This window comes from Burkholderia semiarida (assembly GCF_029268935.1).
GTDB classification, from domain to species: Bacteria; Pseudomonadota; Gammaproteobacteria; order Burkholderiales; family Burkholderiaceae; genus Burkholderia; species Burkholderia semiarida.
This window is the reverse complement of sequence record NZ_JAHLCL010000007.1, coordinates 1,583,329-1,597,254: the sequence shown is the minus strand read 5'-3', so window position 1 is coordinate 1,597,254 and position 13,926 is coordinate 1,583,329. Positions and strand designations below refer to the sequence as shown.

The following is a 13,926-nucleotide window of genomic DNA, read 5'->3' as shown; positions in this document are numbered from 1 at the left end:
TCAGAGGGTGAATCCGGTCAACGAATGGATGGTCTCCCTGTAGCGTTCGACGACCTGTTGTTCGTCGAATTCCGCCGCGACCTTGTGTCGGCCGCGTGCGCCCATCGCCGCGCGGCCTTGCGGCCCGAGCGCGATCATGCGAATCAATTGTTCCGCGAGGCTTCCGCTGTCGCGCACGCGGCACAGGAACCCCGTTTCGCCGTCGGCGACGACGTCGCGGCAGCCCGGCACGTCGGTCGCGACGATCGGCCGGCCCATCGCCGATGCTTCCATCAAGGTGCGCGGCACGCCTTCGCGGTACGACGGCAGCACGACACAGTCGGCCGCCGCGATGTGCGGGCGCACGTCGTGCGCTTCGCCGAGATACTCGACGATGCCTTCGCCGACCCACGCGTCGACGTCCGCGCGACCGATCGCGCTTGGATTGTCGACGCCGAGCGGCCCGAGCAACTGGAAGCGCGCGTTCGGAAAGCGCTCGCGCACGACACGCGCGGCTTCCACGTATTCACGCACGCCCTTGTCCCACAGCAGCCGGCCGATCAGGATGAAGACGGGCGCGTCGCCGCCCGGCAGCGGCACGGGCGAGAACTGGTCGAGATCGACGCCTTCGCCGTGCAGCAGCCGCGCGCGCTCGGGATGCGCGAGCAAGCGCTCGTCGGTGAAAGTCGCGAGATCGTCGCGGTTCAGGAACCACACCTCGCGCGGAAAGCGGAACGCGAACCGGTACAGGCGCTTCGCGATGCTCGCCGCGCGGCTCTTCTGGATGAACACGTAGCCGAGGCCCGTCGTCACCGCGATCGACGGCACGCGTGCGAGCCAAGCGGCCACCGAGCCGTAGATGTTCGGCTTGATCGTGTAATGGAACACGAGGTCGGGCCGCAGCGCGCGGTAGTGGCGCGCGAGCGCGGCGAGCGTGCCGAGATCCTCGCGCGGGCTCGTGCCTTTCGACGCGACCGCGAGCGCGACGTAGCGGCAGCCCATCTGTTCGAGCAACGGCACCGTGCGGTCGTGCGGCGCGATCACGATGACCTCGGCGCCGCGCGCGACGAGCGCACGGATCAGCCCGTGGCGATACGTATGGATCGCCCAGGCCGTGTTGCAGACGAGCGCGATGCGCAGCGGAGAGGTGGCGGACATGAAAAAAAGAAAAAATAAAGCGTCGAAATTGCCGAACGGGCCGGATGCGCGTCAGGCGGACGGCCGCGCGGCGAACAGCGTCTGCTTGATGCGCTGCAGCGTACGGTACGGCGTCACGAAGTGCAGCAGGTTCTTGGCGAGGCCGGCCCAGTCGTACGGGTTCAGCGCGTTGAAGTGGCGCAGCAGCAGCGTGAGCGTCGACACCAGTTGGCGCCGGCGCTTGGTCGCGCTGATCCCGCCCTCGTTAAGCTCGTAGTACAGGCCGAGTTCCGGCAGGTTCGCGCAATCGTAGCGTTGCATTAACCGTAAAAAAAGATCGAGATCCTCGGCCGCGCGGTACTTGGCCCGATAGTTGCCCACTTCGCGCACGGCGTCGATGCGCAACATGACCGACGGATGCACGAGCGGGGAGCGCAGGAAGCGCGTGCGGCGCAGCGTGCGCGGATCGGTGGGCGGCGTGAGCATGAAGCGCGGCTCGCCGGCGCGCGACACGACCTGCGTCCACATGCCGACGCAGGCGACGCGCGGGTGGGCGCCGAGATACGCGCGCTCTTTCGCGAGGCGCCGCGGCGCGGCGAGATCGCCCGCGTCGATGCGGGCCGCGTAGCGGAAGCCGCGCGCGGCGAGCGCGTCGATGCCGGCCGCCAGCGCGCGTTCGATGCCGCCGTTTTGCGGCATGCGCAGCACGTCGATCGCGAGGCCCGGCAGGTCGGGCGCGACGATCGGCGGCGTGCTGCCGTCGTCGACGATCAGCACGTGCACGCGCGCATCCTCGCGAAACGACGCGAGGGTCCGGACGACGTCGTCGTGCCCGTTGTAGGCCGGCATCAGCACGGCCACGTCGTCGAGCGGGGGCGGGCTATCGGAGGGCGTCATGTTCGCAGCTTGAAACGGATGTAATAAAAGTTGACGGCGGCAGCAGCCAGGTAGCCGGCCGCCAGCCCGACGAGCGCGCCGTACAGGCCGAGCCGCGGGATCGCGAACAGGTTCACGAGCGCGGCGATCGCCAGCGCGAGCAGCCATTTCGTGAGCAACACGAATTTTGCTTGATATTTGAGAACGATAAGATTGCCTATCGCCTCGATGCCGGCCGGCACGGACAGCCACACGGCCCAGCGGAAGATGTCGACCGACGCCTCGTAGCCGCGGCCGAACACCTTGCCGACGATCAGCGGGGCGGCGGCGTCGAGCACGAGCGCGCCGGCCGTCATCAGGCCGGCCGTCATCGCGATCAGCCGGACGATGTTGCGGCGCAGCCGCGCGACGTCCTGCACGCGGTAGACGAAGGCGGGCGCGATGGTCTGCGCGAGCATCAGCGCGAGCGTGATCCAGTTCTCGTTGAGCTGCTGCGCGGCCGAGTAGCGGCCGAGATCGGCGAACGACACATGGCGCTCGAGCATCAGGCGGTCGAGCTTCAGGAACAGATACATGCAGATGAGGCCGAGCCAGAACACGGTGCCGGCCGTCGCAAAGTGCCGGAACAGCGGCCTGTCGAACGTCCAGCCGAGCGCGCCGCCGTTACGATGCCGGTAGTACAGCAGCAGCGCGAAGCCGATCGCGGCGGCTTCCAGCGCCCACAGCCACGCGAAGCGGGCAGGGCCGGCGGCCGCGCGCACCAGCAGCCACACGAGCAGCGCCTTGGCGAGCGCGGTGACCATGCTGGCGACGAGCTGCGGCTTGCTGTAGGTCATGCTCTGCAGCCACGCGTTGATCACGCCGACGAACGGCTCGCGGAACACCATCGTGACCGCGAGGCCCGCGAGCATCGCGCCGACCAGCGGGTCGAAGGCGCCCGCGGCGATCGCGATCCAGGTCGCGGCGAGCGCGGCGACCGACACGGCGATGCGCAGCACGAACGCGCTGCCGAGCACCGCGCCGAGCTGGGCCGGCGGGCGCTGGACGATGGTCGGGACGAGGATTTCCGCGCCGCACACCCAGGTGAGCGGCGCCAGTACCAGGAGCAGCGTATTCGCATACTGCCATTTGCCGAACACATCTGGCCCGAAATAACGGGCCAGCAGGCCGCTGATCGCGATCGCGACGCCGATCTGTGTAAGCCGTTCGAGCCCCAGCCAGACGAGGTTCGCGACGGCTTTCGCGACGTCCGGGTTGCCGAAGCGCTTCAGCATGCGCGGCAGCGGCGGCGCGCGGGCAGGGCGGCCGGAAGCGGCGGGTGGGCGGCGGCGGGACGGCCAGGCATTAAAATGGGCGATATGCGCGTCATCGAAACCCGCGATTATAAGTGGGATCGCGACCGCGCCAGCCGTTCCATTCCTTGTTTTGCGGGGCCGCATGTATCATGCGCGGCACCGGCGAGAGGCGGCCAGCCAAGCCAGACAATTTTCCATGCACGCAACTGAGAGAGAAGAGAATCGATGATCTCCCAATCCATCTTCAAGGCATATGACATCCGTGGCGTGGTCGGCAAGACGCTCGACGTCGACACGGCGCGCGGGATCGGCCGCGCATTCGGCAGCGAAGTGCGTGCGCAGGGCGGCGATGCGGTCGTCGTCGCGCGCGACGGCCGCCTGTCCGGGCCGGAACTCGTCGGCGCGCTGGCCGACGGCCTGCGTGCTGCGGGTGTCGACGTCGTCGACGTCGGCATGGTGCCGACGCCGGTCGGCTATTTCGCGGCGAACGTGCCGCTCGCGCTGAAGGGCGGCGAGCGCCGCGTCGATTCGTGCATCGTCGTCACGGGCAGCCACAACCCGCCCGACTACAACGGTTTCAAGATGGTGCTGCGCGGCGCCGCGATCTACGGCGAGCAGATCCAGGCGCTGTACCGCCGCATCGTCGACGAGCGGTTCGAGACGGGCAGCGGCACGTATGAGGAAATCGACGTCGCCGATCAATACATCGCGCGTATCGTCGGCGACGTGAAGCTCGCGCGGCCGCTGAAGCTGGTCGTCGACGCCGGCAACGGCGTCGCGGGCCCGCTCGCGACGCGCCTGTTCAAGGCGCTCGGCTGCGAACTCGTCGAGCGCTTCACCGACATCGACGGCACGTTCCCGAACCACCATCCCGATCCCGCCCATCCGGAAAACCTGCAGGACGTGATCCAGGCGCTGAAGGACACCGACGCCGAGCTCGGCTTCGCGTTCGACGGCGACGGCGACCGCCTGGGCGTCGTCACGAAGGACGGCCAGATCATCTATCCGGACCGCCAGTTGATGCTGTTCGCGGAAGAAGTGCTGTCGCGCAACCCGGGCGCCCAGATCATCTACGACGTGAAGTGCACGCGCCATCTCGCGCAGTGGGTGAAGTCGAAGGGCGGCGAGCCGCTGATGTGGAAGACGGGCCATTCGCTGGTCAAGGCGAAGCTGCGCGAGACGGGCGCGCCGCTCGCCGGCGAAATGAGCGGCCACGTGTTCTTCAAGGATCGCTGGTACGGCTTCGACGACGGCCTGTACACCGGCGCGCGCCTGCTCGAGATCCTCGCGAAGACGGCCGATCCGAGCGCGCTGCTCAACAGCCTGCCGGACGCGATGAGCACGCCCGAACTGCAGCTCTGGCTCGACGAAGGCGAGAATTTCCGCCTGATCGACAAGCTGCAGAAAGAGGCGAAGTTCGAGGGCGCCGAGGAAGTCGTGACGATCGACGGCCTGCGTGTCGAATACCCGGACGGCTTCGGCCTCGCGCGTTCGTCGAATACGACGCCGGTCGTCGTGATGCGTTTCGAAGCCGAGACGCAGGAAGGGCTCAAGCGTATCCAGGAAGACTTCCGCCGCGTGCTGACGGCCGCGAAGCCGGACGTCAAGCTGCCGTTCTGAGCGCCGGCGGCCGGCGGGCCGCCCGTACGACGGCCGTTCATCGGCCGTGTTCATCCCGAAAAGCGGCGCGCGCCCCGGGCGCGCGGCCGCTTTTTGTCTGTCCGGTCGTCCGGCCGCGATAAAATCCCCCCTTTATGTCCGTCGCCGGCTGCCAGCCGGCGTTTTTTCAGCGTGCAAAAGATCCTGATCGTGCGCGTGTCGTCGCTGGGCGACGTCGTGCACAACATGCCGGTGATCGCCGATATCCGGCGCCGCCACCCCGATGCGCAGATCGACTGGCTCGTCGAGGAAAGCTTCGTCGACCTCGTGCGGCTCGTCGACGGCGTGCGCAACGTGCTGCCGTTCTCGCTGCGCCGCTGGCGCAAGAGGCCGTTCTCGGGCGCGACGTGGCGCGAGATCCGTGCGTTCCGCCGGCGCCTCGCGGCCGAGCAGTACGACCTCGTGATCGACTGCCAGGGCCTCATCAAGACGGCATGGGTCGCGAGCTGGGCGCGCGGCCCGCTCGTCGGGCTCGGCAACCGCACCGACGGCGCCGGCTACGAATGGCCGGTGCGCTTTTTCTACCGCAAGCGCGTGCCGATCGCGCCGCGCACGCACGTGGTCGAGCGCTCGCGGCAGCTCGTCGCGGCCGCGCTGGACGACCCGGCGCCGACGCCGGCCGATCCGGTCGAATTCGGCCTCGACACGCGCGCGGCGGCGCTCGCGGTGGCCGCGCTCGGCCTGAACCTGCCGGTGCCGTACGTCGTGTTCGTTCACGCGACGTCGCGCGCCGACAAGCAGTGGCCGGACGCCGCGTGGATCGAGCTCGGCCAGGCGCTCGTGCGGCGCGGCGCGTCGCTCGTGCTGCCGTGGGGCAACGACGCGGAACGCGCGACCAGCGAGCGGCTCGCGAAGGAATTCGGCGCGGCGGCGATCGTGCCGCCGAAGCTGTCGCTGCCGGCCGTGGTCGGGCTGATCGACGGCGCGGCCGCGACGGTCGGGGTTGATACAGGTCTGGTTCACATCGCGGCCGCGCTGAAGCGTCCGACGGTCGAACTGTACAATTTCGCGACGGCCTGGCGGACCGGCGGCTACTGGTCGCCGAACGTCGTCAATCTCGGCACGGCGGGGCAGCCCCCGTCGATCGCGCAGGTGAAGTCGGCGCTCGCGGGCTTCGGTCTCCTGTAATGCTGTCCACATGCGAACCGATCATGAGCGAATCCCAGATCATCGAAGTCCCGTCCGCCGACTGGAGCGGACACAACCTGTCGACGCCGCGCGAGCAGTTGCTGGCGGCGGTCGAGGAAGGCAAGGTGCTGTATTTCCCGCACCTGCGCTTCGCGATCGAAGGCGGCGAGGAAGCGTTGCTCGATCCGGCGCTCGCCGATCCGAAACGCAAGAACATCAGCCTCGCGCCGAACGGCGGCGCGCTTGCCGGCGTGCTGGGCGACAGCGTCACGCAGTCGGCCGTGCGCGCGCTCGTCGCGCGCTTCCAGCAGCAGGCCGGCACGCTCGTCGACGGCCTTTTCCCCGAATATCGCGGCAAGCTGCGCGTCGCGCCGACGAGCCTGCGGCTGATGCAGGTCGAAACGCGCCAGACGTCGTGGCGCAAGGACGACAGCCGGCTGCACGTCGACGCGTTTCCGTCGCGGCCGAACTACGGCGAGCGCATCCTGCGCGTGTTCACGAACGTGAACCCGGCCGGCGCGCCGCGCGTGTGGCGCGTCGGCGAGCCGTTCGAGGACGTCGCGAAGCGTTTCCTGCCGAAGATCCGGCCGCAGTTGCCGGGCTCGGCGTGGCTGCTCAACCTGCTGCACGTGACGAAATCGCCGCGCAGCGCATACGACCACCTGATGCTGAATCTGCACGACGGGATGAAGGCCGATCTCGACTACCAGAAGACTTGTCCACAGCAGACGATGCCGTTTCCGCCGGGCAGCGTGTGGATATGTTTCTCCGATCAGACTTCGCACGCTGTGATGTCCGGCCAGTTCATGCTCGAGCAGACCTTCTTCCTGCCGGTCGATGCGATGGTGCGCCGCGAGTGCGCGCCGCTCGGCATTCTCGAACGCCTGACGGGCAGGGCGCTGGTTTGAGCGCGCCCCTGTTTCGACGTAACGCCCGGGCGGCCGCATGCTGAGGGCGATCTATCGTGCGCTGTGGTGGCTCGTCGCGCCGGCCGCGGTCATCCGGCTCTATGTGCGTTCGCGCAAGGAGCGCGGTTATCGCGAGCATATCGGCGAGCGCTTCGGCCAGGTCGCGGGCCGCTCGCCGGACGACCGCGCGCCGCTGATCTGGGTGCATGCGGTGTCGGTCGGCGAGACGCGCGCCGCGCAGCCGCTGATCGATGCGCTGATGCGCGCGCGCCCCGATGCGCGCATCCTGCTCACGCACATGACGCCGAGCGGCCGCGCGACGGGCGAACAGATCTTCGGCGATCGCGTGCTGCGCTGCTACCTGCCGTACGACATGCCGGGCGCGGTGCGGCGCTTCCTGCGCGCTTGGCGGCCGACGCTCGGCCTCGTGATGGAGACCGAGGTGTGGCCGACGCTGATCGACGAGTGCCGCCGCGCGGACGTGCCGCTCGTGCTGACCAATGCGCGGATGTCCGCGCGTTCGTTCCGGCGCGCGGCGAAGTTCGGCGCGGCCACGCGCGACGTGTTCGGCGGCTTCTCGCGCGTGCTCGCGCAGAGCCCGGCCGATGCGGAGCGGCTGACGTCGCTCGGCGCCCGCAACGTGACCGTGCTCGGCAACCTGAAGTTCGACATGACGACGCCGCCGGAGCTCGCGGCACGCGGCCATGCGTGGCGCGACGCGATCGGCGCGCGGCCGGTGTGGGTCGCGGCCAGCACGCGCGAGAACGAGGAAGCGCTGGTGCTGCAGGCGTTCGCGGAAATGCGCACGCCCGGCGCGTTGCTGGTGCTCGTGCCGCGTCATCCGCAGCGCTTCGCCGAAGTCGAGGCGCTCGTCGTGCGCAGCGGGCTCAAGTGCGTGCGGCGCTCCGTCTGGGCGGCCGATGCGGCCGCGCTCGCGGCCGGCCGGCCGGCCGCCGAACCGCTGCCGGACGATGTGACGGTGCTGCTTGGCGATTCGATGGGCGAGCTCGGCGCGTACTACGCGGCGGCCGACATCGCGTTCATCGGCGGCAGCTTGCTGCCGCTCGGCGGGCAGAACCTGATCGAGGCGTGCGCGGTCGGCGTGCCGGTGCTGATCGGGCCGCACGTGTTCAACTTCACGCAGGCGACCGCCGATGCGGTCGCGGCCGGTGCGGCGATGCAGGTCGCGGATCCGCTCGACCTCGCGCACGTGCTCGACGCGCTGTTCGCCGACAAGGCGCGGCGCATCGCGATGGGCGCGGCCGGCGCGGCGTTCGCGGCGCGTCACCGCGGTGCGACCGCGCGCACGGTCGACGTGCTCGCCGCGCTGCTGCCGGCTGTCGAAGCCGAGACGCGTGCGCTGCCGGGCGCCGCTTCCGAAGACGAATAGACGAAGGGCGGCGCAAGGCCGCCCGCGCACGCATGGCGGCGACGCGAGCCGCCGCCATGCCGCTCACACCGTCAGCAAGCCCTTCTTCTCGATGAACGCGATCACGTCCGCGACGCCATCGAGCGCCTTCAGGTTCGTCATCACGTAAGGCCGCTCGCCGCGCATTTTCTTCGTGTCGGACGCCATCACATCGAGGTTCGCGCCGACCAGCGGCGCGAGGTCGGTCTTGTTGATCACGAGCAGGTCGGACTTCGTGATGCCGGGGCCGCCCTTGCGCGGAATCTTCTCGCCGCCGGCCACGTCGATCACGTAGATCGTCAGGTCCGACAGCTCGGGGCTGAAGGTCGCCGCGAGATTGTCGCCGCCGGACTCGATGAACACGATGTCGGCATCGGGAAAGCGCGCGAGCATCCGGTCGACCGCTTCGAGGTTGATCGACGCATCCTCGCGGATCGCCGTGTGCGGGCAGCCGCCCGTCTCGACACCCATGATGCGTTCCTCGGGCAGCGCGCCGGCGACCGTCAGCAGCCGCTGGTCTTCCTTCGTATAGATGTCGTTCGTGATCGCGACGAGGTCGTACTTGTCGCGCATCGCCTTGCACAGCATTTCGAGCAGCGTGGTCTTGCCGGAGCCGACGGGGCCGCCTATGCCGACGCGCAGCGGCGGCAGTTTCTTCGTGCGGCGGGCGGAGGAGGGAGCAGGTGCGTTCATGGTCGGGCGAAGAGGTTCAGGAGCGGAACAACCGCGAGTACTGGGTTTCGTGCCGCGCGGACAGGATGCCGAGCTGCGGCGCGAACGTGTTGACGGCGTCGGGCGGCGTCGCGAGCGCGCGGCGCACGGCCGCGTCGATCGCGCCGCGCAGTGCGACGATGATGCGTTGCCCGGCGAGCTGGCCGAGCGGCACGGCCTTCAGCGCGGCGGACGTCTGGTTCTCGACCCAGCCGAATGCGTACGCGGCGAGCGTCGCGTCGGCGCTCGCGTCGTGTGTGGCGGCCGCGTATGCGAACGCGGTCGGCAGCGCGATCGGCGCGATCGACGCGAGCGTCGCGCGGCGTGCGGCGTCGCCCCATTCGAGCGACGCGCACAGCTGCGCGAGCGACCAGCCCATCTGTTCGGTTTCGCGGCGCAGTTCGGCCGATTCCCGGCTCGCGACGAACCACGCGTTTTCGGCGGCGAGCGCGTGCGTGTCGTGCGCCTGCCAGCGGGCGAGCTGGTGGGCGAGGAACGGCAATTCGCCGTGCGCGAGCACGTCGGTCAGGCCGCTCGCGATCCAGTCGCGCGCGGAATCGGCGTCGCGGATCAGGTTCGCGTCGAGCGCGGCTTCAAGGCCCTGCGAATAGCTGTACGCGCCGATCGGTAGTGCGGGCGACGCGAGGTGCAGCAGCGCGACGAGTTCAGTGGTGGTCATGACCGTGGTGGCCGTGCGTGCAGCCGGGACCATGCTGATGGCCGTGATCGTGATCGTGACCGTGATCGTGCGAATGCGAATGCCCGTGGTGTTCGCCGAACACCTGCTGCGCGAGCGCGTAATCCTCGGCGAACGTCGCGTCGTGTCCGTGCTTGTGGCCGCCGCCGTACGCGCCGGCTTCCGGCTGGAACGGTGCGTGCGTTTCCTCGACCTGCGTGCCGAGCCGGCGCAGCATGTCCGCGAGCACGGGATCGGCCTCGAGCTTCAGGTAGCCGTCGCCGATCTCGACCGGTGTGTGACGGTTGCCGAGATGGTAGGCGGCGCGCATCAGCGTGAGCGGGTCGGCCGCGCGTACGAGCAGCACGGTTTCGGCGGCAGCGGCGATGCGCACGAGCGCGCCGTCGTCGGCGACGAGCACGTCGCCGTCGCGCAGCACGGTGCCGCGCGGCAGCAGGACCGCGACGTCCTCGCCGGTGTCGAGCGTCGCCGCGAGGCGGCTCTTGCAGCGGGCGTCATAGGCGAGCGTGAGCGTCGGCGCGCGCGCGACGAGCGACGCGGCGAGTTTCACGTTCGGGGCAATGCGTTTGTCGAGGGTGCGCATGAAACTGGGGATTCCGAATCAGAACAGGAAATAGCGCTGCGCCATCGGCAGCACCGTCGCCGGTTCGCAGGTGAGCAACTGGCCGTCGGCGATCACGTCGTAGGTTTCCGGATCGACGCTGATCGACGGGCGCCATGCGTTGTGGATCATGTCGGCCTTCGTCACGTTGCGGCAGTTGCGCACCGGCACGATCCGCTTCGCGAGGCCGTAGCGCTCCGCGATGCCCGCGTCGGCGGCCATCTGCGACACGAAGGTCAGCGACGTGCGCGCGAGCGCGCCGCCGCGCGTCGCGAACATCTCGCGATAGTGGACCGGCTGCGGCGTCGGGATCGACGCGTTCGGGTCGCCCATCTGCGCGAGCGCGATCATCCCGCCCTTCAGGATCATCGACGGCTTGATCCCGAAGAACGCCGGTTCCCACAGCACGAGGTCGGCCCACTTGCCGGGCTCGATCGAGCCGACTTCATGCGCGATCCCGTGCGTGAGCGCGGGGTTGATCGTGTACTTCGCGACATAGCGCTTCGCGCGGAAGTTGTCGTTGCGCGCGGTGTCCTCCGGCAGCGCGCCGCGCTGCACCTTCATCTTGTGCGCGGTCTGCCACGTGCGGATGATCACTTCGCCGACGCGGCCCATCGCCTGCGAATCGGACGACAGCATCGACAGCGCGCCGAGATCGTGCAGGATGTCCTCGGCAGCGATCGTCTCGCGGCGAATGCGCGATTCGGCGAACGCGAGATCCTCGGCGATCGACGGATCGAGGTGATGGCACACCATCAGCATGTCGAGGTGCTCGTCGAGCGTGTTGATCGTGTACGGGCGCGTCGGATTGGTCGACGACGGCAGCACGTTCATCTCGCCGCACACCTTCAGGATGTCGGGCGCATGGCCGCCGCCCGCGCCTTCGGTGTGGTACGTGTGGATCGTGCGGCCCTTGAACGCGGCGACCGTCGATTCGACGAAGCCGGCTTCGTTCAGCGTGTCGGTGTGGATCGCGACCTGCGTGTCGGTGTCGTCGGCCACCGACAGGCAGTTGTCGATCGCGGCGGGCGTCGTGCCCCAGTCCTCGTGCAGCTTCAGGCCGATCGCGCCGGCCGCGATCTGCTCGACGAGCGGCTGCGGCAGGCTTGCGTTGCCCTTGCCGAGAAAGCCGAGGTTGATCGGCCAGCCGTCGGCCGCCTGCAGCATCCGCTCCATGTGCCACGGGCCCGGCGTGCAGGTCGTCGCGTTGGTGCCGGTGGCCGGCCCGGTGCCGCCGCCGAGCATCGTCGTGACGCCCGACGCGAGCGCTTCGTCGATCTGCTGCGGGCTGATGAAGTGAATGTGCGTGTCGATGCCGCCCGCCGTCACGATCAGCCCTTCGCCGGCGATCACTTCGGTGGCCGCGCCGATCGCGATCGTCACGCCCGGCTGGATGTCGGGGTTGCCGGCCTTGCCGATCGCCGCGATGCGGCCGTGCTTGATCGCGATGTCGGCCTTCACGATGCCCCAGTGATCGAGGATCACCGCGTTCGTGATGACGGTATCGGGCACGTCGGCGGCCACGCGCTGCGACTGGCCCATCCCGTCGCGGATCACCTTCCCGCCGCCGAATTTCACTTCCTCGCCGTAGGTCGTGAAGTCGCGTTCGATCTCGATCAGCAGTTCGGTATCGGCGAGCCGCACGCGGTCGCCCGTCGTCGGCCCGAACATTTCCGCGTACGCGCGGCGGCTCAAGCGTAGTGTCATGTTGTTGTTCCTGAAGAGCGGGGCGCGGCTTACAGCGGCCCCATCACCTTGCCCTGAAAACCGTAGACGGCGCGCTCGCCCGCGAGGGCGACGAGCTCGACGGTGCGCGTCTGGCCCGGCTCGAAGCGCACGGCCGTGCCGGCCGCGATGTTGAGCCGGAAGCCGCGCGCGGCCGCGCGGTCGAACGACAGTGCATCGTTGACTTCGAAGAAGTGGTAGTGCGAGCCGACCTGCACCGGCCGATCGCCGGTGTTCGCGACAGCGAGCGTCAGCGTCGCACGGCCCGCGTTCAGTTCGTGTTCGCCGTCGTCGGTGAGGATTTCGCCGGGGATCATGCGCGGTACCACCTTGGTCACGGAATCGGATGATGGACGGTCACCAGCTTCGTGCCGTCGGGGAAGGTCGCTTCGACCTGGATGTCGGGAATCATTTCCGGCACGCCGTCCATCACGTCGTCGCGCGTGAGCAGCGTCGTGCCGTAGTGCATGACTTCGGCGACCGTCTTGCCGTCGCGTGCGGCTTCCATCAACGCCGCGGTGATGAAGGCCACCGCCTCCGGATAGTTGAGCTTCAGGCCGCGCGCACGGCGGCGTTCGGCGAGCAGCGCCGCCGTGAAGATCAGCAGCTTGTCCTTTTCGCGGGGAGTCAGTTTCATGAAGGCAGGCGTTCAGGAAAACGTAATTTTTATCGGTGCGCACGCGATCGGGCAGGCGAGCGGATCATCGTAGCACCGCGCTGTTTGGCGTGCGTCGTGTATCGCTTATGTAAGCAGCAAGGGGCGTGCCATGTGCATCCGGCGCGCCGTCATGCTCTTTCGTGGTGCGCGATGCGTGAAGAGTGTGCGCCGTGTGTCGCGGCATTGCGCCGAAACGGTGCGCGATGCGCGCGCGTTCAGGTTTGCCAGAGACGCAGCGGCCGCGCGTCGATGCCGTGCACGATCGGCCGCAACTGCAGCCAGCAGTCGGTGAAGTGGCGCTGCAGCGCTTCCATCGACGTCGCCAGCGCGCGCACCAGCACGACGCCGGGCGTTACGCAAGTGGCGCCCGCGCGCAGCGTATCGTCGAACGGCATCCTGGCGGCGAGCGTTTCGGCGAGCGCGGCGTCGCACGCGGCGCCGGCCGCCCACAGCGTGCCGTAGGCGGGAAAGCCGGCGAGGCCCTGCGGCGCGCCGCGCAGCGGGTCGCGTGCATCGAGCAGCGCGCGCTCGGTCCACAGCGGCCGGCCGTCGGCATCGACGAGCGCCGAGGTCGACGCGATGCGTCCTGCCGACCAGGTTTCGCCGGCCGCCTGCCGGCCGAGCTGCGTCGCGTCCCAGCCGATCGCGCTCGCGCCTGCGCCGAGCGTCACCGTGAAGTCGAGCGCGGCGTGCGCCGCGTCAAAGAACAGGTTGTTCTGCGGCAGCCAGTCGAGCTTCGCGTGGGCGCCGACCGCGATGCCGATGCGCTGCGTCGCATCGAGGCCGTTGGACTTGTACCACTTGGTCGCGCCGGGCGTCGTCAGCACCGCGTGCGTGCCGTCGCCGAGCGCGATGTCGATGTCGAGCCGGTCGCCGCCCGCGACGCCGCCTGGTGGGTGCACGATCACCGCATGGCAGATCGCGTCGCCTTCCGGGTACAGCGGCCGCTGCACGCGCAGCGGGCCGTCGTGCAGCCGGTGCGCGAGCGTCGTGCGCGCACCGTGCCGCTCGAAGCCGAGTTCGAGACGGCCGCGCCACGACTTGGCGACGGCGGGGCGGGACAGCGGGGCGTGGGAGTCGGGGGCGGACATCTATTGGACGTGGAGAGGCTAAGACTTTCACTGAAATGCTCGGTTTCAGCGAG

General features: G+C 69.1%; 14 protein-coding genes. 4 read left to right on the top strand and 10 right to left on the bottom strand.

Annotated features, from left to right (window positions below; translation table 11 throughout):
* From KPB06_RS20390 to KPB06_RS20380, 3 genes are read right to left on the bottom strand one after another with little or no spacing between them, the layout of a single operon-like run.
* Positions 1 to 1,137 carry a glycosyltransferase family 4 protein gene (locus tag KPB06_RS20390; protein WP_059641926.1) on the bottom strand — a complete coding sequence of 379 codons (1,137 nt, stop codon included), beginning with the start codon at positions 1,135 to 1,137 and terminating at the stop codon, positions 1 to 3.
* A gap of 51 nt (positions 1,138 to 1,188) precedes the next feature.
* Positions 1,189 to 2,013, bottom strand: a complete 825-nt coding sequence (locus KPB06_RS20385) for a glycosyltransferase (protein ID WP_099316136.1) — start codon at positions 2,011 to 2,013, stop codon at positions 1,189 to 1,191.
* Positions 2,010 to 3,266 (bottom strand): lipopolysaccharide biosynthesis protein, encoded by a 1,257-nt coding sequence (locus KPB06_RS20380; RefSeq protein ID WP_059641920.1) that lies wholly within the window; start codon positions 3,264 to 3,266, stop codon positions 2,010 to 2,012. Before KPB06_RS20380 ends, KPB06_RS20385 begins: the two co-directional genes overlap by 4 nt.
* Before the next feature lie 246 nt (positions 3,267 to 3,512).
* Between KPB06_RS20380 and KPB06_RS20375 the strand changes: the two genes are divergently transcribed.
* The 4 genes from KPB06_RS20375 to waaA all read left to right on the top strand — a co-directional run bounded on the left by KPB06_RS20375 (position 3,513) and on the right by waaA (position 8,372).
* Complete coding sequence (locus tag KPB06_RS20375; RefSeq protein WP_059574184.1) at positions 3,513 to 4,907, top strand: phosphomannomutase/phosphoglucomutase; 1,395 nt, start codon at positions 3,513 to 3,515, stop codon at positions 4,905 to 4,907.
* Between the two features lie 171 nt (positions 4,908 to 5,078).
* The gene (gene waaC / locus KPB06_RS20370) at positions 5,079 to 6,074 is read left to right on the top strand and encodes a lipopolysaccharide heptosyltransferase I (RefSeq protein ID WP_059574183.1); all 996 of its coding nucleotides are present in this window, start codon (positions 5,079 to 5,081) and stop codon (positions 6,072 to 6,074) included.
* Positions 6,075 to 6,097: 23 nt separating this feature from the next.
* The gene (locus KPB06_RS20365; protein ID WP_059642178.1) at positions 6,098 to 6,982 is read left to right on the top strand and encodes a Kdo hydroxylase KdoO; all 885 of its coding nucleotides are present in this window, start codon (positions 6,098 to 6,100) and stop codon (positions 6,980 to 6,982) included.
* A 37-nt stretch (positions 6,983 to 7,019) separates the two neighbouring features.
* Positions 7,020 to 8,372, top strand: a complete 1,353-nt coding sequence (gene waaA, locus KPB06_RS20360; protein WP_099316137.1) for a lipid IV(A) 3-deoxy-D-manno-octulosonic acid transferase — start codon at positions 7,020 to 7,022, stop codon at positions 8,370 to 8,372.
* 63 nt (positions 8,373 to 8,435) lie between these two features.
* Here waaA and ureG read toward each other — a convergent pair whose 3' ends face one another.
* From ureG to KPB06_RS20325, 7 genes are all read right to left on the bottom strand, one after another.
* Positions 8,436 to 9,083, bottom strand: a complete 648-nt coding sequence (ureG, locus tag KPB06_RS20355) for an urease accessory protein UreG (RefSeq protein WP_059574181.1) — start codon at positions 9,081 to 9,083, stop codon at positions 8,436 to 8,438.
* Between the two features lie 16 nt (positions 9,084 to 9,099).
* Positions 9,100 to 9,780, bottom strand: coding sequence for an urease accessory protein UreF (locus KPB06_RS20350; protein ID WP_275906262.1), 681 nt, complete (start codon positions 9,778 to 9,780; stop codon positions 9,100 to 9,102).
* Positions 9,767 to 10,381: an urease accessory protein UreE gene (gene ureE, locus KPB06_RS20345; protein WP_275906261.1), complete on the bottom strand. Its 615-nt coding sequence runs from the start codon at positions 10,379 to 10,381 to the stop codon at positions 9,767 to 9,769. The genes KPB06_RS20350 and ureE overlap by 14 nt, the downstream gene beginning before the upstream one ends.
* A gap of 18 nt (positions 10,382 to 10,399) precedes the next feature.
* Positions 10,400 to 12,106 carry an urease subunit alpha gene (gene ureC, locus KPB06_RS20340; RefSeq protein WP_006491061.1) on the bottom strand — a complete coding sequence of 569 codons (1,707 nt, stop codon included), beginning with the start codon at positions 12,104 to 12,106 and terminating at the stop codon, positions 10,400 to 10,402.
* 29 nt (positions 12,107 to 12,135) lie between these two features.
* Positions 12,136 to 12,441 (bottom strand): urease subunit beta, encoded by a 306-nt coding sequence (locus KPB06_RS20335; RefSeq protein WP_059641908.1) that lies wholly within the window; start codon positions 12,439 to 12,441, stop codon positions 12,136 to 12,138.
* Positions 12,442 to 12,458: 17 nt separating this feature from the next.
* The gene (gene ureA, locus KPB06_RS20330; RefSeq protein ID WP_006406310.1) at positions 12,459 to 12,761 is read right to left on the bottom strand and encodes an urease subunit gamma; all 303 of its coding nucleotides are present in this window, start codon (positions 12,759 to 12,761) and stop codon (positions 12,459 to 12,461) included.
* Positions 12,762 to 12,997: 236 nt separating this feature from the next.
* Positions 12,998 to 13,873, bottom strand: coding sequence for an urease accessory protein UreD (locus KPB06_RS20325; RefSeq protein WP_275906260.1), 876 nt, complete (start codon positions 13,871 to 13,873; stop codon positions 12,998 to 13,000).
* Between the last annotated feature and the right edge of the window lie 53 nt (positions 13,874 to 13,926).

What these genes read in the sequence shown, in the direction of transcription:
- KPB06_RS20325 (WP_275906260.1), bottom strand. Translation starts at nt 13,873, where the DNA reads ATGTCCGCCCCCGACTCCCACGCCCCGCTGTCCCGCCCCGCCGTCGCC.
- KPB06_RS20390 (WP_059641926.1), bottom strand. Translation starts at nt 1,137, where the DNA reads ATGTCCGCCACCTCTCCGCTGCGCATCGCGCTCGTCTGCAACACGGCC.
- ureC (WP_006491061.1), bottom strand. Translation starts at nt 12,106, where the DNA reads ATGACACTACGCTTGAGCCGCCGCGCGTACGCGGAAATGTTCGGGCCG.
- waaA (WP_099316137.1), top strand. Translation starts at nt 7,020, where the DNA reads ATGCTGAGGGCGATCTATCGTGCGCTGTGGTGGCTCGTCGCGCCGGCC.
- KPB06_RS20365 (WP_059642178.1), top strand. Translation starts at nt 6,098, where the DNA reads ATGAGCGAATCCCAGATCATCGAAGTCCCGTCCGCCGACTGGAGCGGA.
- KPB06_RS20380 (WP_059641920.1), bottom strand. Translation starts at nt 3,266, where the DNA reads ATGCTGAAGCGCTTCGGCAACCCGGACGTCGCGAAAGCCGTCGCGAAC.
- ureA (WP_006406310.1), bottom strand. Translation starts at nt 12,761, where the DNA reads ATGAAACTGACTCCCCGCGAAAAGGACAAGCTGCTGATCTTCACGGCG.
- KPB06_RS20335 (WP_059641908.1), bottom strand. Translation starts at nt 12,441, where the DNA reads ATGATCCCCGGCGAAATCCTCACCGACGACGGCGAACACGAACTGAAC.
- ureE (WP_275906261.1), bottom strand. Translation starts at nt 10,381, where the DNA reads ATGCGCACCCTCGACAAACGCATTGCCCCGAACGTGAAACTCGCCGCG.
- KPB06_RS20385 (WP_099316136.1), bottom strand. Translation starts at nt 2,013, where the DNA reads ATGACGCCCTCCGATAGCCCGCCCCCGCTCGACGACGTGGCCGTGCTG.
- ureG (WP_059574181.1), bottom strand. Translation starts at nt 9,083, where the DNA reads ATGAACGCACCTGCTCCCTCCTCCGCCCGCCGCACGAAGAAACTGCCG.
- KPB06_RS20375 (WP_059574184.1), top strand. Translation starts at nt 3,513, where the DNA reads ATGATCTCCCAATCCATCTTCAAGGCATATGACATCCGTGGCGTGGTC.
- KPB06_RS20350 (WP_275906262.1), bottom strand. Translation starts at nt 9,780, where the DNA reads ATGACCACCACTGAACTCGTCGCGCTGCTGCACCTCGCGTCGCCCGCA.